The 22,706-nt window shown below is 70.2% G+C and carries 16 protein-coding genes; 10 read left to right on the forward strand and 6 right to left on the reverse strand.

Annotated features, from left to right (window positions below; genetic code table 11):
- Positions 1–12: 12 nt before the first annotated feature.
- The 8 genes from ACWGIC_RS35115 to ACWGIC_RS35150 are packed head-to-tail and all read left to right on the forward strand — an operon-like array spanning position 13 to position 6,870.
- Entirely contained in the window at positions 13–729 is a 717-nt protein-coding gene (locus tag ACWGIC_RS35115; protein ID WP_452080233.1) for an enoyl-CoA hydratase/isomerase family protein, read from the forward strand.
- Entirely contained in the window at positions 726–1,916 is a 1,191-nt protein-coding gene (locus ACWGIC_RS35120; RefSeq protein ID WP_452080234.1) for a CaiB/BaiF CoA transferase family protein, read from the forward strand. Before ACWGIC_RS35115 ends, ACWGIC_RS35120 begins: the two co-directional genes overlap by 4 nt.
- On the forward strand, positions 1,916–2,656 hold the full coding sequence (locus tag ACWGIC_RS35125; RefSeq protein ID WP_452080235.1) for an enoyl-CoA hydratase/isomerase family protein: 741 nt from the start codon (positions 1,916–1,918) through the stop codon (positions 2,654–2,656). The genes ACWGIC_RS35120 and ACWGIC_RS35125 overlap by 1 nt, the downstream gene beginning before the upstream one ends.
- The gene (locus tag ACWGIC_RS35130; RefSeq protein ID WP_452080236.1) at positions 2,653–4,224 is read left to right on the forward strand and encodes an AMP-binding protein; all 1,572 of its coding nucleotides are present in this window, start codon (positions 2,653–2,655) and stop codon (positions 4,222–4,224) included. Before ACWGIC_RS35125 ends, ACWGIC_RS35130 begins: the two co-directional genes overlap by 4 nt.
- Entirely contained in the window at positions 4,221–5,186 is a 966-nt protein-coding gene (locus ACWGIC_RS35135) for an NAD(P)H-dependent flavin oxidoreductase (RefSeq protein WP_452080237.1), read from the forward strand. Before ACWGIC_RS35130 ends, ACWGIC_RS35135 begins: the two co-directional genes overlap by 4 nt.
- A gap of 54 nt (positions 5,187–5,240) precedes the next feature.
- Positions 5,241–5,684: a hypothetical protein gene (locus ACWGIC_RS35140; RefSeq protein ID WP_452080238.1), complete on the forward strand. Its 444-nt coding sequence runs from the start codon at positions 5,241–5,243 to the stop codon at positions 5,682–5,684.
- Positions 5,645–6,280: an SMI1/KNR4 family protein gene (locus ACWGIC_RS35145; protein WP_452080239.1), complete on the forward strand. Its 636-nt coding sequence runs from the start codon at positions 5,645–5,647 to the stop codon at positions 6,278–6,280. Before ACWGIC_RS35140 ends, ACWGIC_RS35145 begins: the two co-directional genes overlap by 40 nt.
- Entirely contained in the window at positions 6,277–6,870 is a 594-nt protein-coding gene (locus tag ACWGIC_RS35150) for an SMI1/KNR4 family protein (protein ID WP_452080240.1), read from the forward strand. Before ACWGIC_RS35145 ends, ACWGIC_RS35150 begins: the two co-directional genes overlap by 4 nt.
- A gap of 117 nt (positions 6,871–6,987) precedes the next feature.
- Here the strand turns inward: ACWGIC_RS35150 and ACWGIC_RS35155 are convergent, their stop codons facing one another.
- Positions 6,988–7,650, reverse strand: coding sequence for a VC0807 family protein (locus tag ACWGIC_RS35155; protein WP_452080241.1), 663 nt, complete (start codon positions 7,648–7,650; stop codon positions 6,988–6,990).
- Positions 7,651–7,698: 48 nt separating this feature from the next.
- Between ACWGIC_RS35155 and ACWGIC_RS35160 the strand changes: the two genes are divergently transcribed.
- The gene (locus ACWGIC_RS35160; RefSeq protein WP_452080242.1) at positions 7,699–8,277 is read left to right on the forward strand and encodes a PadR family transcriptional regulator; all 579 of its coding nucleotides are present in this window, start codon (positions 7,699–7,701) and stop codon (positions 8,275–8,277) included.
- A gap of 2 nt (positions 8,278–8,279) precedes the next feature.
- Here ACWGIC_RS35160 and ACWGIC_RS35165 read toward each other — a convergent pair whose 3' ends face one another.
- Positions 8,280–9,164, reverse strand: coding sequence for an SDR family oxidoreductase (locus ACWGIC_RS35165; RefSeq protein WP_452080243.1), 885 nt, complete (start codon positions 9,162–9,164; stop codon positions 8,280–8,282).
- Between the two features lie 31 nt (positions 9,165–9,195).
- Positions 9,196–10,824: an AMP-binding protein gene (locus tag ACWGIC_RS35170; protein WP_452080244.1), complete on the reverse strand. Its 1,629-nt coding sequence runs from the start codon at positions 10,822–10,824 to the stop codon at positions 9,196–9,198.
- 91 nt (positions 10,825–10,915) lie between these two features.
- Here ACWGIC_RS35170 and ACWGIC_RS35175 point away from each other — a divergent pair, with 91 nt between their 5' ends.
- Positions 10,916–11,758, forward strand: a complete 843-nt coding sequence (locus ACWGIC_RS35175) for a LuxR C-terminal-related transcriptional regulator (RefSeq protein WP_452080245.1) — start codon at positions 10,916–10,918, stop codon at positions 11,756–11,758.
- Here the strand turns inward: ACWGIC_RS35175 and ACWGIC_RS35180 are convergent.
- Genes ACWGIC_RS35180 through ACWGIC_RS35190 form a run of 3 tightly spaced genes read right to left on the reverse strand, consistent with a single transcriptional unit; the run spans position 11,755 to position 22,646 of the window.
- Complete coding sequence (locus ACWGIC_RS35180; RefSeq protein WP_452080246.1) at positions 11,755–12,810, reverse strand: 3-deoxy-7-phosphoheptulonate synthase; 1,056 nt, start codon at positions 12,808–12,810, stop codon at positions 11,755–11,757. The two genes, ACWGIC_RS35175 and ACWGIC_RS35180, sit on opposite strands and share 4 nt — an antisense overlap.
- Positions 12,811–14,121 (reverse strand): DHA2 family efflux MFS transporter permease subunit, encoded by a 1,311-nt coding sequence (locus ACWGIC_RS35185; RefSeq protein WP_452080248.1) that lies wholly within the window; start codon positions 14,119–14,121, stop codon positions 12,811–12,813.
- A gap of 41 nt (positions 14,122–14,162) precedes the next feature.
- Positions 14,163–22,646 carry an amino acid adenylation domain-containing protein gene (locus ACWGIC_RS35190; RefSeq protein ID WP_452080247.1) on the reverse strand — a complete coding sequence of 2,828 codons (8,484 nt, stop codon included), beginning with the start codon at positions 22,644–22,646 and terminating at the stop codon, positions 14,163–14,165.
- Between the last annotated feature and the right edge of the window lie 60 nt (positions 22,647–22,706).

Genomic DNA, 22,706 nt, shown 5'->3' on the forward strand with positions numbered 1-22,706 from the left:
GGGGAGAAATCTGTGCTGCTGACCGAAAATCACGACGCCGTCCGCGTCCTCACGCTGAACCGGCCGGACAAACTCAACGCCCTCGACACCGCGCTCACCCGTGCCCTCGACACCGCTTTGGAAGAGGCTGGCCGGGACCCCGGCGTCCGCGCCGTCGTGCTGACCGGAGCGGGACGCGGGTTCTGCGCCGGGGCCGATTTGAACGAGTTCTCGGCGCTCACCCCGGACCAGCCGGAGGCCGTTCTCGAACGCGCCGCGCTCACTGCCCGGCTCCAGACCCGCATGCAGCAGCTGCCGGTTCCGGTCGTCAGCGCGGTGCGCGGGGCGGCCGTCGGCGGCGGTGCCGGGCTGGCGATCGGGGCGGATCTGGTGATCGCCGGGTCGGACCTGAAATTCGGCTACCCCGAGCTGAAGCACTCGATCGTCCCCGCGCTGGTGATGACCGGGCTGGTCCGGCACCTGGGCCGCAAACTGGCGTTCGAGCTGGTCAGCACCAGCCGGCTGCTCACCGCCGCGGAAGCCTCGGCGTACGGGCTGGTGAACCAGGTGGTCGAACCTTCCGAGATCGTGCCCGCCGCGCTCGCGATCGCGCAGCGCTGGGCCGAGGTCGAGCCGCGAGCGCTCGCCGCCGCGAAAGACCTCTTCTACCGCGTCGCGGACCTGCCGACGGACGCCGCGATGCGCGCCGGCCAGGACGTCAACGCGCTGATGCGCGGGTTCCGCGCATGACCGGGCCGCTCGCCGGGGTCACCGTGCTGGACCTGTCCCGGGTCCTCGCCGCGCCGCTGGCCACCCAGATCCTCGCCGAACTCGGCGCGACCGTGATCAAGGTCGAACGCCCTGGCACCGGCGACGAAACCCGCGGCTTCGAACCCCGGCTCCCGCACGGCGAAAGCGCGTACTTCTTCGCCTTCAACCGTGGCAAGCGATCGGTCACTGTGGACTTGAAGGACCCGCGCGGCCGGGATGTCGTCCGGAAACTGGCGGCGCGCGCCGACGTCGTCGTGGAGAACTTCCTTCCCGGCACGCTCGACCGGCTCGGCCTCGGCTACGCCGAACTGTCCGCGGAGAACCCCGGCCTCGTGCTGGTGTCCGCGACCGGTTTCGGCCAAACCGGACCGGACGCGCACCGCAAGGGCTACGACACGGTGTTCCAGGCGCTGTCCGGAGTGATGGCGATGACCGGCGATCCCGCTGGTCCGCCCGCGAAAACCGGGGTGCCGGTGGCGGATCTGACGTCCGGGCTGTGGGTGGTGATCGCCGTGCTGACCGGGCTCGCCGGGCGCTCCTCCGACGGGCGCGGGCGGCATCTGGACGTGGCGATGATGGACGTCCAGCTCAGTCTGCACGCCCTGAACGCCGCCCGGCTGTTCGCGCTCGGCGAGGATCCCGCCCGCACCGGGACCGAACACCCGGGCCGGGTGCCATCCGCGGCGTTCCAGGCCGGGGACGGCGAATGGCTCCACATCAGCGGCAGCGACCAGCACTGGGGGCCGCTGTGCACGGTGCTCGGGTTGTCCGCTTTGGGCGATGATCCTTCGCTGCAACGCAACGCAGGACGCGTCGAGCACCGGGCGCGCGTCATGAAGGCGCTGCGCGGCGCGATCGCCCAGCACGACCGGGATCAGCTGGTCAAGGAACTGCAGGCCGCCGACGTGCCCGCTGGCGCCGTACGTTCGGTCCGCGAGGCGCTGGCCGATCCGCACGCCGTCGCGAGGGGCGTCGTCGGCGAGTTCACGCACCCCGTCGAAGGCGCGTTCCCAGCGCTGCGCACGCCGCTGCGCGAGACTGCCGGAGACGCTCCGGTGCCGGGCACGCCGCCGGTGCTCGGCGCGGACACTGACGACGTGCTGCGCGACCTGGCGGGTCTGTCGGACAGCGAGATCGAGGGCCTGCGGGCCGCGGGAGTGATCTGATGAACGAACGCGTGACGCTGGACGTCACCGACGGAATCGCCCGCGTCGAACTGGCCCGGCCCTCGGCGCGCAACGCCGTGGATCTCGCGATGTGCCACGCACTGAAGGAAGCCTTCGACTCCGTTGATATCTCAGACGCCCGGGTGGTGCTGCTCAGCGGTGCCGGTCCGGTCTTCTGCGCCGGTGCCGATCTGAAGGAACGGACCGGCAAGGACGCCGCTTGGGTCCGCCGCCGCCGCGTGGCGTCCTTCGCGGCCTATGCGGCGATCGAGGCCTGCCGGTGTCCTGTCGTCGCGCTGGTGCACGGCACCGTCGTCGGCTCCGGCGGGGAAATCACCCTCGCCGCCGATTTCGCTCTTGCCGCCTCGGGCACCGTTTTCCGTTTCCCTGAACCGCATTGGGGCACCGTCGGCGCTACCCAACGGCTCCAGCGGGCCATCGGGAAACGCCGGGCGAAGGAACTGTTGTTCACCAACACGCCCTTGGCCGCGGAGGAAGCCGCCTCGCTCGGCTTGGTCAACCGCGTCGTCCCCGACCTGGCCGCCGCCGGAACCGAGGTGGCGACCGCCATCGCCGCCGCCCCGCCCGGTGCGATCGCGCTGACCAAACGCGCCGTGGACCTGGGTTCGGAAACCGACTTGGACCGCGGCATCCGGATCGAAATGTCCGCCATCGAACAGAACCTCGCCGACGGCAGCTGGCGCGACGGCGTCGCCCGGTTCACTGGAGAGACCCGATGACCGACCTGCGCACCGCCTGCCCCCTCACCGTCCAGGACGCCCTCGCCCGCGCCGCGCTCCTGGCTCCCGACGTCGAAGCCGTCGTCACCGCCGACGCCCGGATCACCTACCGGGAACTCGCGCTCGAAGTCGCCCGGGTGCGCGGTGCTCTCGCCGCCGCGGGGATCGGACGGGGCTCCCGTGTCGGGCTCTGCCTGGGCAATACTCCGGAATGGGTCACGCTGTTCCTGGCTTTGGGTTCGCTGGGCGCGCTGGTCGTCCCGGTGAACACCCGCTTCACCGCCGACGAGGTGCACTACACGCTCGCCCACGCCGGCGTCAGCACCCTGTTCGCCGCCGAACGCGTCCTGAACGTCGACTTCCCCCGGCTTTTCGCCGACGCGGGCATCGAACCCGGCTGTGCTTCCCTTCCGCTGCTGGAACGAATCATCGTCCTGGGCCAGGACAGCTGGACCGATTTCCTGGCCGCCGGCTCGCCCGCTGAACCCGTTGCCACGCCAGACGATCTCCTTCTCGTGCAATACACCTCCGGCACGACCTCGCGGCCCAAAGGCGTCCTCCTGACCCACCGCAGCATGTGCGCCGACGCCTTCTTCTCCGGCGCCCGCCTGGGTTTGCGCCCCGGCGACCGGTTCCACTCGGCACGCCCGTTCTTCCACGTCGCCGGAAGCACCCTGTCGGTCCTGTCCTCCCTGCAGCACGCCACCACCCTGGTGACGATGCCGAAATTCGAACCAGCAGAAGCGTTGCGGCTGCTGGAAACCGAACGGTGCACGCACTTCTCCGGCAACGACACCATCGCCCTGCTTCTGCTCAACCACCCCGACCGCCCGCACCGCCGCCTTTCCTTGCGCGGGGCGTGGGTCGCCGCCTCCCCCACCGTCGTCCGCCGCGTCATCGACGAACTCGGCGCGCGTGAATGCGTTGCCGGATACGGACTTTCCGAAGCTTCCCCGAATGTCGCCCAATCCGCCTGGTGGGAACCGGAAGACATCCGAGCTTCGGGAGCCATGGCCCCCGAACCCGGCGTGGAAATCCGCATCCGCGCACTGGACGACACCCGCGACTGCTCCCCCGGCGAACCCGGCTCAGTGCTGGTCCGCGGCTGGAACGTCATGCAAGGCTATCTGGACGATCCCGTGCGCACCGCGGAAACCATCGACGCCGACGGCTGGCTGTCCACGGGGGACGTCGGCCTGCTCGACGACTCCGGCCGGTTCCATTTCACCGGTCGCACCAAGGAAATCATCCGGGTCGGCGGGGAGAACGTCGCCCCCGCGGACGTCGAAGACGTGCTGCACCGGCATCCCGCCGTGCGCCAGGCCGCGGTCGTCGGGGTTCCCGACGAGCGGCTGATCGAAGTGCCTTTCGCTTTCGTCGTACTGACTTCGCCCGGCGTTTCGGAAGACGACCTGCTCTTGTGGGCGAAAGAACGGTTGGCCGGGTTCAAAGTCCCGCGGCATCTGCGCATTGTGGACGGTTTCGAAGCGATCGGCATGACCGCCAGTGCCAAGGTGCAGAAGAACCAACTGGCCCGCTATGCCCGGGCGTTGCTGGAGAACTCATGAACCGCTTGCGCACCTCTGTCACCGATTTGCTGGACTTGGATCTGCCCGTCATTCAGGCCGGAATGTCGTGGGCTTCGTCGTCTTCGGCGTTGCCGTTGGCCGTGTCGAACGCCGGCGGTCTGGGCGTCGTCGCCGCCGGTCCGATGCGCCTGCCCGATCTGGCGCGGGTGCTGGACGAAATGGCCGCCGGGACCGACCGTCCGTGGGCCGTGAACCTGCCCCTCTACCGGGCTGGTGCCGATGAGGTCATCGACCTCCTGCTCTCTCGCCGCCCTCCGGTGCTGATCGCCTCCCAGGGCGGCCCGCGACGGTACCTGGAGCGGTTCCACGCTGTCGGAACCCGGTGCCTGCACGTTGTCGCCGGGGTCTCGCATGCTTTGAAGGCTTCCGCCGCTGGCGTCGACGGGCTGGTGGTAGTCGGCGCCGAGGCTGGCGGACATCCACCGCCGGGGATGGTCACCACTCAGGTTTTGGTGCGTGCTGTGGTTTCCGCGGTGCCTTCGGTCCCAGTTATTGCTTCCGGCGGGGTTGCCGACGGTGCCGGGCTGGCCGCGATGCTGGCGTTGGGCGCGGGCGCGGCCCAGTTCGGGACCCGGTTCCTGGCGAGTTCCGAGGCGACTGTGCATCGGTCTTATCAGGAGGCGGTGATTGCCGCTGGTGTCGACGACACTCGAACGGTTGGTCGAGGTTTGGGCGTGATTCGTGCACTGGCGAACGATTTCACTGCTCGGATGTCCGAACTGGAGACTTCCGGGGCCGAGGAGTCTTTGCGGCGCAAGGTTTTTCAGGCTTCGTCGTTGAAGGACGCCGCTCTGCATGGCGATGTCGCGATGGGGAAGGTGGAGGCTGGTCAGTCGGCTGGGCTGATCACGGAAGTCCTTCCGGCAGCGGAGATCGTCTCGCGGATCGCGGCGGAGTACGCGGCGGCGGTGCGGCGGTTGCCTCAGCTTGAGGGGTCTTGATTGCTCCGTTCAGCGCAATCCTGCCGTTGATCGAATTCCGCTAGGATCGCGCGGGTGAGCCAATCGATCGAGGAGATCGTCGCCGTCACCGGGTGGGCCGGGGGCATCCAGCCGGGCCGGGACTGGAGCACCGTCGAGCAGGACATCGGCACGATGCTTCCGGACGACTGCAAGGAATTGTTCTCCCTGTTCCCGTCCGGTGCTTTCTGCGACGCGATCGTCATGGCCAATCCGGTCGACGCGCGCACGAACTATCCGAGGTTCCTCCGGGAGGATGTCTTCGGAATCCTGGAAATTCTGCCCGATGAAGGGCTGGAATACCTGACGGGCACGGGCTACCGGCCCTTCCCCGGCGAAGGCGGGCTCCTGCCCTGGGGCGGCGACGACATCTTCGGCTGGCCGTGCGAAGACCTCCCGCGCATCTTTCGGGTTCCGTCCACCCATCTGGGCAACGGGCGATGGCTTCCGCACCCCGAGTACCGGCAGGCCGCGTCGTGAACCGTCCGCGAAGACACTCGATCGACGAACTCGCCCGGGCCTCCGGCTGGACCGGCGGAATCCGCCAAGGCCGGGACTGGGCCGAGGTCGAACGAAAACTCGGCACTGCCCTGCCCGACGACTACAAGGCGATGCTTTCCCGCTTCCCGTCAGGCTTCTTCCGCAACTCTGTCGCTTTCGAAAACCCCATCGACGCCCGCATCGACCTGGAGGCATTCGCCCGAGACAGCGTAGGGAGAGTCATCTCCACCCTCAGTGACGAGAGTTTGGGATACTTGCGCGACACCGGCTACGCACCATTCCCCGAGCCCGCCGGACTCCTGCCCTGGGGCAACGATCTGCAGGGCGGCATCTTCTGCTGGCTGACCGAGCCCGCCGACCCGAACCAGTGGCTGATCGCCTACTACAGCAGAGACTTCCGCGAATGGTTCGAATACGACGGCGGCGTCGTCGAGATGATCCGGGAAGTCCTCACCCGCCCCGGCCACGACAACCTCCTCCGCCGCGACCTCGATCACGAAGAACCAGTCTTCCGCGTCCCCTCCACCTACGCCGGTGAACCACGCGGCTGGATCCCCCACGAGGAATACCGATGACCGCGCACCGGCCGATCGGCGAGATCGCCCGGGCCTCCGGCTGGACCGGCGGAATCCGCCAAGGCCGGACCTGGACGGACGTCGAGCGAAAAGTCGGCATCACGTTCCCCGACGACTACCAGGCCCTGATGTCCCGCTTCCCGTCAGGCTGCTTCCGGGGCGCCGTCAACTTCCGCAATCCCCTAGACGCTCGCATCGACCTGGATGCTTTCGTCCGCGACACCATCGATTCCGTGCTCGAGTCCTTCGCCGCTCCGTGGGAAGAATTCCGGGAGGGCACGGACTACCGGCTGTTTCCCGAACCCGGCGGCCTCCTCCCCCGGGCCAACGACACCGGCGGCGGCGTGTTCTTCTGGCGGACCGGCCCCGAGGACCCGAACCAGTGGCCGGTGGTCTTCTGGAGCCGCAGCACGTTCGAGTGGAACGAGCACCCCGGCGGAATGGTCGAGGTCGTCTGGGAAGTCCTCACCCACACCGGCGGCGACAACGTCCTCCGCATGGACCTCGATTACGAGGAGCCGATCTTCCGCGTCCCGTCCACCTACGCCGGTGAACCACGCGGCTGGATCCCCCACGAGGAATACCGCTAGCCCGGCCCTTCACCAGTTGTCCGGCGGCCCGCGCCAGCTCCCCCGAACTCACCGACCACTGATTCCACCGCCCCCGCAACAGATCCGCCCCACACACCGCGGTACGCGGCGGCCGCCTCAGCTCGCGGGTTCGTGATTGCCTGCCTCCGCCGACGACGTGAGACGTTCGATGATCTTCCGCGGCACCTGGATCAGCACTCCGCTCGCCAAGCCAAGCGCCGCGAGCATGTACAGCGTCACCGTGTTCGACACGTCCACCGCGTGCGCGAGCCCCGGTTCCGAAGCGCTCAGCAGGATCAGCGCCCGCAGCGCTGCCGCAGCCAGCAAAATCACGCCCGTCAACGCGGTCAACGCACACTGCCATCGCCGGTACCGCGGTACCGAACTCCACGCGTACGCGAAAGCCCGTTCCCGAGCCGGATCGCCGAAACTCGCGGCTGACGCGGCGAAAACGTGCGTCAACGGAGCGCGCCGGACCAGGGTGACGAGGCACCAAACCCCGGCGACCAGGACGTAAGCCGCCTCGCGCAGCGCGGCTACCCGCGGGTTCTGCGTGATCAGGGTGACGGTCAGCGTCGTAGCCAGCTCAAGCAGAACAACCAGCCCGACCAGGTCGAGCCGGCGACGGCGGACTGTCGTGGCGACCGCGAGCGCCGCGACCGCCAGCGCCGGTCCGGTCAACGACCAGAAGACACCCGCCCCGCACGCACGCAGCAGGTAATAGCCCCCGACGGAGACTACGACTTCGACCAGCGCCGTACCCAGGCTTCGGCCCTCCATCAGACCCTCCTCCCTGATAGTCTGTTACAGACTAGTACGATACAGACTATGCCACCTCGAGGGAACCTGTCCCCGGTCGTTCTCGCGGTCCTCGCACTTCTCGCCGAGGAACCACGGCACGCGTACGGGATGCAGCAGCTGATCAAGGAACGCGGCGTCGACCTGGTCGTGAATGTCCGCACCCGGTCGGGTTTGCACACCGCGCTGGAGCGGCTCGTGCGCGACGGCCTCGTCCGCGTGCACGCTGTCGAGCGCACGGAAGGGCGGCCCGAGCGCACGGTTTACGAGATCACCCCGGCCGGGCGGGAATCGTTGCTGACCGCGGTCCGCTCCGGGATCGCGTCCCCCGCCGCCGAATTCCCGCTATTTCCGGCAGCGGTGTCGTTCCTGCACCTGCTTGCCCCGGAAGACGCGCTTGTCCAGTTACGGCAGCGGATCGAGGCGTTGCAGGAACGTCTCAGCAACACGGAAGCCGTGCTTCGCGCCTCGCGAGAGGCCTATGTTCCGCGACTGCATCTGCTGGAGCACGAACACCGCACCGCTGTCGTCACCGCGGAACTGACGTGGCTGCGCGAAGTGTGCGCAGACCTGGAGACCGGCGAACTCGACTGGCAGCGATACGCCTGACTTCACCAGCTGTCCGGCTGCCGACCGTCCACATCGGTCACCCCGTACTCCCGCGCCAGCTCCGCCGAACTCACCGACCGCTGATTCCACCGCGCCCGCAACGGATCCGCCGCCATCGCCGCCACCCCGCGCCCCACATACCGCGGCGACTCCGACTCCGCGAACCCCGGCGGAGCCCCAGCCTCCAACGCCGAACGCCAGTTCTCCTCGGTCACCCCGTAAGCGTCGAGCATCATCTCCGACCGCAGCCAGCCCGGCGTCACCGCCACCGCGGCCGCCCCATACCCCGCAAGCTCATGCCCCTGTGAGAAAGCGAGCCGGTTCACCGAAGCCTTGGCCAGGTCGTAAAACACCGAAATCCGGTAAAGCGAAGCGTTGTGCGCCGAAGTCCCGTCCGTGACCTCGACGACCAGCCCGCCAGGCTCGCGAATCACCAGCGGCAGCAGGAAATGCGACGTGACCAGATGCGTCTCGACCCCCAGCCGGAGGATCCGCAACCCCGCGTCGAGATCGTGCTCCCACACCGGCGTGTTCCAGTCCGCCGGACCGCCCTTGAGCCGCTCGGCGCCCCAGATGTCGTTCACCAGCAAGTGAAGCCGGCCGTATTCGGACTGGACGAACGACGCCAGCCGGCGGACGTCGTCGTGGTCCAGGTGATCGGCGACGAACGGGATCCCAACCCCGCCAAGCTGAGATACCAGCGAAGCGGTCTCTTCAACCGTTTCCGGCCGGTCGTAATCCGAGCGTCGGCGTTCCGGGCCAGAGCTGCTGCGTCCGGTGCAGATCACGGTCGCCCCGGCCTCGCCGAGCGCGGCGGCGATCCCCCGCCCGGCACCGCGGGTCGCCCCCGCGACGAGGGCGACCCGGCCGTGCAGATCAGGCGGCATCGGGCCAGTGTGGCACCGGCCGCGGGAAATCTCAGCGCGAAGCGGTGCTCAGTTCCCGGCCCCGCAGCGCGAACCGCTGGATTTTCCCGCTCGGCGTCTTGGGCAGTTCCGCCACGAAGTGGATCCGCCGCGGGTAAACGTGGGCGGCCAGGCGGGTTTTGACCGTCTGCTTCAGCTCTTCGACCAGTTCGTCCGACCCGTCGACGCCGGGGTTCAGCACGACGTAGGCCACCACCAGTTCCCCGCGCAGTTCGTCCGGCGCGCCGATCACCGCGGCTTCCGCGACGGCCTCGTGCTGCGCCAGTGCGCTTTCCACCTCGAACGGGCCGATCCGGTAGCCCGCCATGAGGATGACGTCGTCGTCGCGGGAGCCGAAGGTCAGGTAGCCGTCGCGGTCCCGGGCGGCGATGTCGCCGGTGTAGTACCAGCGGCCGTCGGCGCTGAAGCGTTCCGCGGTCCGCTCGGGAGCGTCGCGGTAGCCGGAGAACGGCATCAGGGGGCTGGCGGAAACGTCGATCGCGACGCGCCCGGTCTCGCCGACCTCCGCGATCTCGTCGCTGCCCGCCTTCAGGACCTCGACCGCGAACCCGGGCAGCGGCCGCCCCATCGACCCGGTTTTGACCGGCGCGATCAGGGCCGGATGCCAGGCGTTGCCGACGACCATGCCGGTTTCGGTCTGGCCGTAGTGGTCGCGCACCGGGCAGCCGAGGACCTCCTCGGCCCAGGTCACGACGTCCGGCGTCAGCGGCTCCCCGGCCGACGAGCAGTGCCGCAGCCGCAGACCGGCGGGCACCGGCAGGCCGGAGCTGCGCAGCGCGCGGTACACCGTCGGACCGGCGGTGAAGTTGGTGACGCCGAAGCGTTCGAGCACCTGCCAGGTCAGCTCCGGGCTGAATCCGGCGTGCAGCAGCAGGCTGCGCCGTCCGGTCGCGAGCGGGCCGAGCAACGCGAAGTACAGCCCGTACGCCCAGCCCGGGTCGGCGGCGTTCCAGAAGACGTCCTCGTCGGTCTGGTCGAGGCCGAACTCCTGGTAGGAGTGGATCCCGGCGAGTCCGCGCAGCGGCACCGGCACTGCCTTCGGGGTGCCGGTCGTGCCGGAGGTGAAGATCTCGACCAGCGTGCCGTCGCCGCCGACCGCGACCGGGTCCGGCAGCGGGTGCGGCTCGTCCAGCAGCGCCTCGAACGAAAGGTCGCCGCCGGACGCCTCGCCGGTCGTCACGATGATCCGCGACGGGTCGGCAGGCAGGTCGTCGCTGGGGTCCAGCTTCGCGCGCTGACCGGCGTCGACCACCACCACACGGGTCCCGTTGCCGACGATCCGCTGGGCGATCGCGGGCGGCGCGAACGCGGTGAACAGCGGCACGTGGACCGCGCCGAGCCGCCAGATCGCCAGCAGCGCGGTGACCAGTTCGGCGGACTTGCCCATGAGCGTCGCGACCCGGTCTCCGGGGCGCACGCCGTGCGCGGCCAGTGCGGCGGCGAACCGGGCGGAAGCGGCCTCGAGCTGGCCGTACGTGAGGTCGCGGCTGGTGAGATCGGACTCGACGAGGGTGAAGGCGACCGCGTCGGCGGGATGGCGTCCGCACAGCAACCGGGTCGCGTCCGCGTCCGGCGCGGCGTAGGTCTGCAGCAGGTCGAAGGTGGTCCGCTCAGGGCTCACAGCGTGCTCCACGGTCGTCGTTGGCCGGTGTCGGCGGGTACTATCGCCGCACGTCAGCAGGCCCACTACCCCCGAAAAGGGGTGACGCCCGATGCCCGTCACCGATCCCGGCCCGGCCGAGGACGTCGCGGAGGTCCGTCGCGCGCTGGTGCGGCTGCGCGGAGCCGCCCAGGTCCCGCTGTCCTTCGGCGGGGCGGTCGCCGACGGCCGGCTGCGGATGACCGAACTGCTCGGGAACTCGACGACATCGCTGCTCGGCCTGGTCGTCGCGGAGGGAAAGGGCCTCGGCGGACGCGCCATCGGCGTGCGGAAGCCGGTGGTGCTGCCGGACTACTACACCAGCGACGCGATCAGCCACCACTTCGACCGCGCGGTCCGGGCCGAGGGCGTGCGCTCGGTGATGGCCGTGCCGGTGATCGTGTCCCGCACCGTCCGGGCCGTCCTCTACGGCGCGGTCCGCGAACACGTCCGCTTCGGCGACCGCTCGGTCACCGCGATGGTCGAGGTGGCTCGCGACCTGGAGCAGGAGCTGGCGATCCGCGCCGAGGTCCGCCGCCGGCTGGAGCTGCTCGCCCCGGACCCGGACGTCGCACCCGGCGAACCGGCCGATCGCGAAGCGGTCCGGGAAAGCCACGCCGAACTCCGCCGCATCGCCGCCGCCCTGGACGACCCGGACCTGCGCGACCGCCTGGACGCGGTGTGCCGCTCGCTCGCCGGCGACGCTCCCGAAGGCCCGCGACCGTCGCTTTCGGCGCGCGAACTCGACGTCCTGGCCGGGGCCGCGGCCGGGCAGACCAACGCCGACATCGCGGAAACACTCGGGCTGGGCCCGGAAACGGTGAAGAGCTACCTGCGCAACGCGATGCGGAAGCTGGACGCGAAGACCCGCCTTCAGGCCGTCAACGCCGCCCGCCGGGCCAACCTGCTGCCTTAGCTGTCCGTGAGGGGAACCTTCACGGACTCAGAGTCCCGCAGGGTTCCCCTCACGGACTTCCCACGACGCGCCCGGCTGGCCAGAGCCAGCGACTCCAGCAACGGAACAGTCCGCTCCCACCCGAGGCAAGGGTCCGTCCGGCTCACCGCCCGGTCGGCCGGCGCCCGCTCCGGATCCTGTGCCCCGTCGCGCAGATACGATTCGATCATCACCCCGGCCACCGCTGCCCCGTCGCGAACCTGCTCCGCCACGTCCGCGACGACCCCCGGCTGCCGGTTGTGGTCCTTCCCGCTGTTCCCGTGCGCGGCGTCGACCACCACGCGCCGGGGCAACCCCGCGTTCGCCAGCATTTCCATCGCCCCCGCGACCGACGCGGCGTCGTAATTCGGCGCCGTTCCGCCCCGCAGCACCAGATGCGCGTCCGGATTCCCGCTGCTGCGCAAGGTTTTCATCCGCCCGTCCACGCCCAGCCCGGGAAACGCGTGCGCCGCCCCGGCCGCGCGGATCGCGTCCACCGCGGGACCCAGCCGGCCGGACACGCAATTCTTCATCCCGATCGGCATCGGCAGCCACGACGCCAGCTGTCTGTGCGGCTGGCTGGCCACTGTCCGCGCGCCGATCGCACCCCAGCTCACCGTGTCCGCGACGTACGGCGCGAGCACCGGATCGACGAACTCGTACGCCAGCGGCAATCCGGTCGCCGCCGCGTCCAGCAGGAACTGCCGCCCCAGCCGGACCCCCGCGGCGAGATCGCCTTTGCCGTCCAGCGTCGGGTCCGGCAGGAATCCGGTCCACCCGGTCACCGACCGCGGCTTCTCCAGATACGCCCGCAGCACCACCACGAGATCGTCCGCATACCGGGCCGCCGCGCCGGCCAGCAGTCCGGCGTATTCCAGCGCCGCCTCCGGATCGTGCACCGAGCACGGCCCCACGATCACCAGCAGCCGCGGATCGCGCCTGGCCAGCACCGCGGAGACCGTTTCGCGGTGCCGCGCGATGTCCGGTGCGGCTCCCGCGGTCACCTCCACCGGGCTGGGCAAGGTGTCCTGCATCTACCGGCTCCTTTCCTTAGGCAGCTTCGCCGCCCCCGCAGCCGCCACCACGACCAGACCGAGCACCCACCAGAACGTGTCCGCGAAAGCCGCCGCGACGTCAGCGCCCCGTGCGGCCAACCGGTTCTGCAACACCAGCGCGAGCACCGCGGTCCCGACCGAACCGCCCAGGGTGTTCAGCAAATTCAGCGCGCCGGCCGCTTTCGGCAGCTGCGTTTTCTCCAGGCTGCGGTACACCAGCGCCAGCACCGGCGCGCTGATCATCGCCGCACCGAACCCTCGCAGCAACAACGAAACGACCAGCACGACATCCGGAAGGTCCGGGCCGAGCTGAGTAAACGCCGCCGTTCCTAGCGCGACCAGGCCGATGCCGGACAGCACCAGCGTCCGCGGAGCCGCCCGGTCCACGATGCGATGCACCAGAATCGATCCGGCGGCCGCACCGATTCCCTGTGGAACCAACAGCAATCCGGTGTCCCACGTGCCCAGACCGGCACCCCGCCGCAAATACAGCGGCAGCAAGAACATCGTGCCGAACACCGACGCGCCCAGCACGACCAATGCCAGCGCGGCGGACCCGAACGGCGGCCGGGTGAACAATCGCGGGTCCAGCAACGGCGCGCGCACGCGCAACCCGTGGCGGACAAACGCAGCCAGCATCAGCAAACCGGCCGCGACAGCCGTGCCGGAAAGCCATTTCGGGTATCCGTCGGAGAACCCGGTCAGCCCGAACACCACCGCGGCCAATCCCGGCGAAAGCAAAGCCGCGCCCCGGAAATCGAACGGTTCACGAGGACCCGCCGGCGCGTCCGCCGCGACATACCGCAATCCGAGCAGCACCGCGACCACGCCGACCGGCAGGTTGACGTAGAACAACCACGGCCAGTCCGCGACGCTCAGGATCGCCCCGCTCGCCAGCGGTCCCAGCACCGGCGACAGCAACGGCACCACGCCGACGACGCTGATCAGCCGCCCGATCCGCTCCGGTCCGGCGGCCCGCGCCAGCAGTGCCTGCCCGGTCGGCGGCAGCAGGCCGCCGGCCAGCCCTTGCAGAATCCGGAACGCCACCAGCATCGGCAACGTGCTCGCCAGCCCGCACAACAGCGACGCCAGCACGAAAACGACCACCGCGGCCAGCCAGGTCCGCCGCCCGCCGAACCGCGCGGCCAGCCAGCCCGACGCGGGCACCGCGGCCACCACCGCGAGCAGGTACGCCGTGGTGACCCACTGGACCTCAGTGACCGACGCGTCGAACCGCTGCGCCAGCGTTTCCACGCCGACCGAGACGATCGTGCTGTCGAGCGTCGCCATGAACGTGCCCAGCACGAGCACGAACGCGGTCCGCCACAGGTTCACCGCGGCCTCGCGAACTCACCCGCGTCGTCGTCCAGCCGCGAGGGAAGCTCGCCGAGGAACCGCAGCAGGTCCGCGACCAGCGCCCTTGCTTCCGCAGCCGAGAGAATCCCGTCCTGGTAACCGAAAATGCCGGACCAGCCGCCAGCGAGTTCGGGCACCACGGTGACCGTCATCGGATAGTGCGTGCGCTCGCGGAAGCGGGTCCCGGTGATCGCCAGCCCGGGGGCCGGTTCGCGCAGTTTCGCCGGGTCCACCGGGTAGTTCTCGAACACGACGAGGCTGTCGAACAACCGGTCCCGGCCGGTCAGCGCGGCCAGTTCGGCGAGGCCGGCGTGCTGATGCGCGAGCAGTTCCTGTTGCCGGGCTTGGGTTCGCGCCAGGGTCTCCCCCACGGTTCCGGCGAACCGGACCCGCACCGGAACCGTGTTGGCGAGCAGCCCGAGGATCTCCTCGACACCGTCCACTTCGGACGTACGACCGGAAACCATCGCCCCGAAAGCGACATCGGTCACCCCGGCCCGAGCCGCGAGCACCGCCGCCCACGCGCCCTGCAGCAACGTCCCAGCAGTGACCCCGTGCTTGGCGCCTGCCCGCGTCAGCTCGGCAACCAGCGGAGCGTCCACAGTGAACAGTTCCGGCTCGACGGCCGCGGGCGGTCCGCTTAGGAGCTTCCGCGACGGCAGGTCCGCCAGTTCCGTCCGCCACGCGTGCCCGCTGACCGCGTGGTCGCGCGCCGCGAGCCACCGCGTGTAGCGCGACACCGGCACCGCCTCCGGCTGGGGCTCACCGGAGTACCCGGCGAACAACTCGGCCAGGATCCGCGGCGCCGACCAGCCGTCGGAGAGGAGGTGATGACTGGTCAGCACGAGTTCGTGCCGATCCGGGCCGTGCCGGAGCACGGTGACCCGCAGCAACGGCCCGGCGACGAGATCGAACGGCTCGGCGAGGTCTTCCGCAAGCAGCTGCTCGACGTTCGCGGCCGCTTCGAACACCCGGAAGCCGACCCGCGGCTCAGCCGGCAGCACCTGCACTTCGTGCCCGGCCGGGAACACCGCGCCCAGGTTCGGATGCCGCCGCACCAGTGCGTTCGCCGCGGCCTCCAACGCGGCCAGATCCAGCGCTCCAGCCAGCGAGAACGCCGCCTGCACCGGGTACGGATCCTCGTCCGCCGCACGCGATTCCCGCAGGATCAGCTCCTGCAGCGGCGTCAGCGGAAGCAGCTCGCCAGCCGGTAGCCCAGCAGCGAGCGCGGCGAGTTCCTTCTGGAACGCCGCGCCGAGAGCGGCGATCTCGTCCGCGCTGAACTCCGCGGACGGCCAGGTGAACCGCACCGCCAGCCGGTCGTCGCGCACCATCGCGTTCACCATCAGCGCGTGCGCGAGCGGACCGCCGTCGGAGCCGAGCGGTTCGGCGTCCGGCGGCCGCTGCCACGGCGTCTCCGCCTGCGGTGCTGCCTCGAAGCGGCCAAGGTAGTTCCAGGTGACCTCCGCCCCGGTCGACGTCCCGCCGAGGATGCCGTAACCGAGCCCGTCGCCAGCGGCGCGGAGCTGATCGCGGACCGCAGCGATCGCCGTCTCGTCGGAAGGCGGCGTGATCCGCGCCGGGTACATCGCGGTGAACCAGCCGACCGTGCGGGACAGATCGACGGCTCCGGCGAAGTCCGGCGTGTGGTCCGGACGGCCGTGGCTCTCCAACGCGACGAGCAGATCCGAACCCCGCTGAGTCCGGTAAGCCCGCGCGAACGCGGTGAGCAGCACGGCGTCCGACCCGGTCCGGTACGCGCCCGGCAACGTCGTCAGCACCGCCTGCGTGATCTCCTCCGACACCTCGATCTCGTGGTGCCGCGCAGTCCCGCTGACCGGACGTGCCGTGGCCGCGAGCCGTTGCCAATGCGGACGTTCGACCTGCCGCGCGGTCTTGGCCGCGACCAACGCCCGCGACCAGCCGAGGAACGACGGTCCGCGTTCCGGCAGCTGGTGGCCGAGATACGCCTGCTCGAGGTCGTCGAGGAGGATCCGCCACGACACCGCGTCCACGACGAGATGGTGCGCGACCAGCGCGAGCCGCCCCGGGCGCGCCGGCCCGGCGTCTACCCACACCGCACGCAGCATCGGTCCTGTCCGCGGGTCCATTGTGGACCGGACAGCGGCGATCCGGTCGTCCAGCAGCGCGCGCAGATCCGCGTCCTCGCCCGCCGGGACGACCATCAGCACGTCCGCACCGGTCACCGAGCCGGGTTCCGGAACGCGCAGCACGTCGCCAGCCAGGCGCGAACGCAGCACATCGTGCCGTTCGAGGACAGCGTCGAGCGCCGACCGCCACTTCGGCACGTCGCCACCGGACGGCACGCACACCTCGACCCACTGACAGAACCCGTCCGCGGCCGAACCAGCGCGTTCCAGCAGCTCCCGCATGACTGGCGTCAGCGGCGCGTCCCCGACCGCGGGCGTCAGATCCGGCGACACCACCACGGTTTTGCCGCTGCAGCGGGCCGCGATCCCGGCGATCGTGCCGCCTTCGAAAACGTCCCGCGCGGTCAGGTGCAAGCCCTCCCGCCGAGCCCGCGCGACCAGCCGAAGCGACGCGATGCTGTCCCCACCAGCGTCGAGGAACCCGTCGTCGATCGTGACGTCCGGGCCGAGCAGCTCCCGAACCACTTGCAGCAGAACGGTTTCCGCTTCCGTCGCCGGTTGCCGGGCAGCGGCGGCATTGCGCGGTCCCGGCGCGGGCAAGGCAGCCCGGTCGAGCTTGCCGCTGGGCCCGAGCGGCAGCCGCTCCAGCGAGAGCACCGCCGACGGCACCATGTGCGCGGGCAGCTCAGCTGCCAGATACTCGCGCAACGCTGCGGGGTCCGGCTCCGCCCCGTCGACCGGCACGACGTAACCGACCAGCCGCCGGTCCCCCGGCCGGTCCTCGCGCACGAGCACGACCGCGGCCCGCACGTCCGGATGCCGCGCCAGCGCCGATTCGATCTCGCCCGGCTCGATCCGGAACCCGCGCAGTTTCACCTGGTGGTCGGCGCGGCCGAGGAACACCAGCTGCCCGTCCGGCCGCCAGCGCACCAGGTCGCCGGTGCGGTACATCCGGTCGCCGGGCGCGCCGAACGGGTCGGCCACGAACCGCTCCGCGGTCTGCCCCGGCCGGTTCACGTACCCGCGCGCGAGCTTCGGCCCGGCGAGATACAGCTCGCCGGTCACGCCGGTCCCGACCGGCCGCAGTCCCGCGTCCAGCACGTACGCCCGCACCTGCGGGTCCGGCCTGCCGATCGGCAGCGGACCGGGGTCGTCGGCGGAGTAGACCCAGGTGACGGAGTTGATCGTGACCTCGGTCGGGCCGTAGGCGTTGAACAGCGCCCGCCGGTCGCCCCAGCGGTGCGCCAGCTCCGGGTCGAGCCGTTCGGCGCCGACCACGAAGAACACCTCCGGGTCCACCGTCGCGTCGTCCGGCATCGCGGACAGGAACGACGGCAGCAGGTTCAGCCCGGTGACCCGGTGTTCGGCGGCGTAGGCGAGCAGGTCGTCGCCGGACCCGCGGACCTCCTCCGGCGCGATCACCGAGGTGCCGCCGGACAGCAGCGGCAGGAAGAACTGCCAGTACGACACGTCGAAACTCGTGGACGCGAAGTGCAGGTACCGCTCGCCGTGCCGGATGCCGACGATGTCCTCCTGCAGCGCGACCAGGCTCGGAATGCCGCGATGCGTGATCGCGACGCCCTTGGGCTTTCCGGTCGTGCCGGACGTGTAGATCACGTAGGCCAGCGAATCCGGCGACGGAACGACGTCGTCCCAAGCAGACGGTCCACTCAGGACCGTCGGGTCGATCACCGGGATGCCGAAGCCAGGATCCGAAGTGGACACCACCGCGGCGGGCACGCTGTCCTTCACCAGATGCGCCAGGCGTTCCGCGGGATAGGTCGGGTCCATCGGCACGTGCACCGCACCGGCTTTGAGCACGCCGAACAGTGCGACCACCAGGTCGATGTCCCGCTCCAGCAGCACCGCTACTGGATCCTGCTCTTGCACCCCGGCCTCGCGCAACGCATGGGCGAGCTGGTTCGCCTTCTGGTCCAGTTCCGCGTAGGTCAGGCGGCGGTCCCGGCACACGACGGCTTCGGCGTCCGGAGTTTCCCGCACCCAGCGGGCGAATTCCTCCAGGCAGGTACCGGCTTTCCTTCGCGGCTCGGGTCCGTTTCCTTGCCGCAGCAGAGCCGTTTCCTCTTCCGCGTCAAGAGAACGCAGCCTCGTGACCGGTTGCTGCGGGTCGGCCACGATCTCGTGCAGCAACGTCGTCAGCCAGCGGCCGTAAGCCCGCACGGTCGATTCGTCGAAGGCGTCCGGCTGATAGCCGAGTCCGATCGAGATCTCGTCCCCGGGCAGCACGATCACGGTCAGCGGATAGTGCGTCGCGTCGGTGATGTCGACGCCGGCGAGGTCGAGCCCGGGAGCGAGCGGTTCGCGTTCCCGGCTGGAGAGCGGGAAGTTCTCCATCACCAGCATCGTGTCGAACAGATCGCCGACGCCCGCCGCGCGCTGGATGTCCGGCAGGCCGAGGTGATGGTGGTCGGTCAGCCTCGCGTTCTCGTCCTGCACGCGCGCCAGCACCGCCGACGCCGGGTCGGACGGCGCGAACGACACGCGCACCGGGATGGTCGTACCGAGCTGGCCGATCATCGCTTCGACGCCCGGAACGTCGGACGGACGACCGGAGACCGGGCAGCCGAACACCACATCCTGCCGTCCGGTGAGCCGCGCCAGCAGAACGCCCCACGCGGTCTGGAACACCGCCGTCGACGTCACGCCGCGTTCCCGGGCGAAGCCGCGCAGCTGTTCGCTGAACTCCGCGCCGAGTCCGACCCAGATCCGCTGTGGACGGTCCGAAGTGGACTCCGCAGTCGCCGGAGCGAGCCTGGTTCCTTCTTCCAGCCCCGCCAACGCAGTTTGCCAGGCCTCGACCGCCGCGTCGTGGTCGCGGGCGGCCAGCACCCGGTGGTACTCGGCCAGCGGCGGCGCGACCGGAGCGGCCGGTCCACCGTCCAGCTCGGCGTAAGTGGCCAGCAGCGCGCGGCCGACGAGCGGCATCGACCAGCCGTCGAGCAGCGCGTGGTGGATCGTCAGCACCAGCCGGTGTTCGGCCGGGCCGAGAGTGAGCAGCAGGAACCGGATCAGCGGCGGCACGGCCGGATCGAACGGGCGGGCCAGCTCGGCGGCACACTCGCCGTCCGCGCTCTCCGGAAACTCGACGTGCCGCCAGTCCAGGTGCACCCCGGCAGGCACGACCTGCACGACCTCGCCCGTCGACGTCGTGTGCAGGTGGACGCGCAGCGCCGGGTGCCGCCGCAGCAGCTCCCCGGCGGCGGCGCGCATCCGGCCCGGGTCGAGCTGGCCTTCGAGCCGGGTGACCGCCTGCACGGTGTAGACGTCCGGCCCGCCGCGAGTCAGCGTGTGGAACGACAACCCGGCCTGCAGCGGTGTCGCGGGCAGGACGTCGGCGACCGGACCCTGCTGTTCGAAGGTGTCGATCTCGTCCTGGGTGAGCGTGACGAGCGGAAGGTCGGACGGAGTGAGCCCGCCGATGTTCTCCCGCGCATGCGCAGCCAACGCGGCCAGCGCGGCGGCCCACGCTTCTTGCAGGCGTTCGACCTCTTCCGGCGGCAGAACCCGGCTGGCCGCGGTCCACTCGACGGCGATCCGCGGTGCGCCGTCCTCGCGGACAAAGCAGTTCAGCGCCAAGGCCTGCTCCAGCGCTTTCGCGGGCGGCTCGATAACGCCGAACGGATCCTCGTCCGGCAACTTCCAGCCGCCGGACAGCGGAGTGAACCGGCCGAGGTAGTTGAGCAGAACGTCCGGCATATCCGGCGCGAACTCAGCGCCCGGGTCCAAGTACCGGAGGACACCGAAGCCAACCCCGCCGTCCGGAACCGCGCGACGTGCTTCCTTTACCGCGCGCAGCAAACGATCGATAGTGTCCACACCGGACAGTTCAATATGGACCGGGTATTCGGCAGTGAACCAGCCGACGGTGCGGGCGAGATCCAGCCCTTCGCGGCCGTGGCCTTCCATCGTGACGGTCAACGCTTCTTCATCACCGCGCAGCGTCAGCACGAGCGCGGCAAGCAGCACCTCGTCGACCCCCGCGCGGTAGGCCGCGGGCAGCGTCGTGAGGATCGCCGTGCTTTCCTCTTCGGTGGCGACAGTGACCGAACGATGTGCGGTGGCAACCGTGTCTCGCTTCGGGTCGAGCTTGCTCTTCCGCGTCGACCGCCAGTAGCCGAGTTCGCCGCGCCGCGCACCGCTCTTGCCTTGTTCAGCGAGCGCCAAGGCATGCCGCCGCCACGAGGTCCGCACGGGTTCCAGAACCCCGCCCTCGCAGGCTGCCTGCAAGTCAGGCAGCAAAATCCGCCACGAAACCCCGTCGATCGCCAAATGGTGCACGACGATCACCAGCTGATCACCGACCAGCGCGACCCGCAGCATCTCCCCGGCGCGCGGATCCAATTCGGACGCCAGCTGTTCCGCCACCCCGGCCGGATTCCCCGTCGCCTCGCGGACGACCGCCGCGACCTCGCCACGCGGCCGGATCACCAGAGTACCGTCGGCTTCGACGCGAAGGCGCAGTACGTCGTGGTGGTCGAGAATCGCCTGAACGCCCTCGGCCAGTCCCGGCACCGGGCCGTCCACCCGAAGCACTGTCCACTGTGCATAGCCGACGATCGCGTCCAGGTCCGGATTCAGATCGAACAACGTCCGCACGATCGGCGGCGCCGGAACCTCGCCAATCGGCTCGTCCGGCTCACTGTCCGGTTCGGACAGCTCACGAGAGGCCGCTGCCAGCGCGGAAAAGCTGCGCCGCGCCAGCAAATCTCGTGGCCGAAGATCGAGACCGTGTGCCCGCAACCGGCTGCTCACGCTGATCGCCGTGATGCTGTCGCCGCCGAGAGCGAAGAAGTCGTCGTCCACCGCGACCCGCTCCACGCCGATCACCTCGGCGATCGCGGCGCACAGCAACCGTTCCCGCTCAGTCCGCGGTTCCCGGCCGCCCTCCGCCGCCGAGGGCGCGGGCAACGCGGCCCGGTCGAGTTTTCCGTTGCTGGTCACCGGAAGCTCGTCGAGCACCACGACCGCCGCCGGGACCATCGCTTCCGGCAACCGCTGTGCGAGCGTCGCGCGAACGTCTTCCGCCACCAGTCCGGCACCGACGACGTACCCGATCAGCCGCGGTCCGCGCACCGCCGCCGCAGCGGCCCGGACGCCGGGAACGGCGCCGAGCGCACTCTCGACCTCGCCCAATTCCACGCGGTGGCCGCGAATCTTGACCTGACCGTCGCGGCGTCCCAAGTATTCCAACCCGCGACCCGGCACCCAGCGCACGACGTCGCCGGTGCGGTACATCCGCTCCCCCGGCGGCCCGAACGGATCGGCGACGAACCGTTCCGCCGTCCCGCCCGGACGGCCGAGGTAACCGCGGGCCAGATGCGGCCCGGCAAGGTACAGCTCACCGCGGCTGCCCGGCAGCACCGGCCGCAGCGCGGAATCGAGCACGTACGCCCGCGTCCCCGGCACGGCGTACCCGATCACCGGTTCGTCCCCGGCGATCGCCGCGCTGGCACCGTCCACAGTGGTCTCAGTCGGGCCGTAGATGTTGCGCGCCCGGATACCGGACGACGCGACCCGCTGCCACAACGCCGGAGGAGTCGCCTCGCCACCGAGCACCAGCAACGCCGGGTCGAGCGACCCCGCGTCCAGCAGCGGAGCCGCCATCGACGGCGTGGTGTCGATGACGTCGATCCGGTCGCGCACGAAAGCGGCGTGCAAGGCGTCGACGTCGCGCGCGGTTTCCGTGTCGTAGACGTGCAATTCGTGCCCGCACAGCATCCACAGCAACTGCTCGATCGCCGAGTCGAAGGCGAACGAGTACGTGTGCGCCACGCGGAGCAGCCGCCCCTGCGCAGTCTCGGCGACCGTGGTCGCGCGGTGGTTCCGCAGCAACGTTTCCAGACCGCCGGACCGGACCAGCACTCCCTTGGGCTGACCGGTGGAGCCCGAGGTGAAGATGACGTACGCGAGGTGTTCCGGATGACGGTCCACATCGGACAATTCCGCCGCTGAATACCCGGCGATCTCTTCCCGCACCGCCGGATCGTCCAGCCGGAGCTGCGGAACGCCCGGCAGCAACTCCGAATCTGTCACGGCGAGCTTCGGGGTCACCTCGGCGACCAGCGAGCGCAGCCGTTCCGCCGGATGCGCCAGATCCAGCGGCAGGAACGCCGCGCCGGCGTCGAGAACCGCCAGCAGCGCCACCACCAGATCGACCGACCGGGGCAGCGCGAGCGCCACCACGTCATCCGCCCCGACGCCCCGCGCCCGCAACGCCCGCGCCAGCCGGTGCACCCGGTCCAGCACCTCGTCACCAGTCAGCCGCTCGCCCCCGCACACCAGCGCGGTCTGTCCGTGAAGGGGGCCGATTGGGAAACATATAACCAAAACGATCCCCTATCCCGCCAACGGCGCGGGAACACCGGGGGTAGACCCATAGGGGGGGAA

The sequence above is a fragment of the Amycolatopsis sp. NPDC054798 genome, from assembly GCF_053611505.1.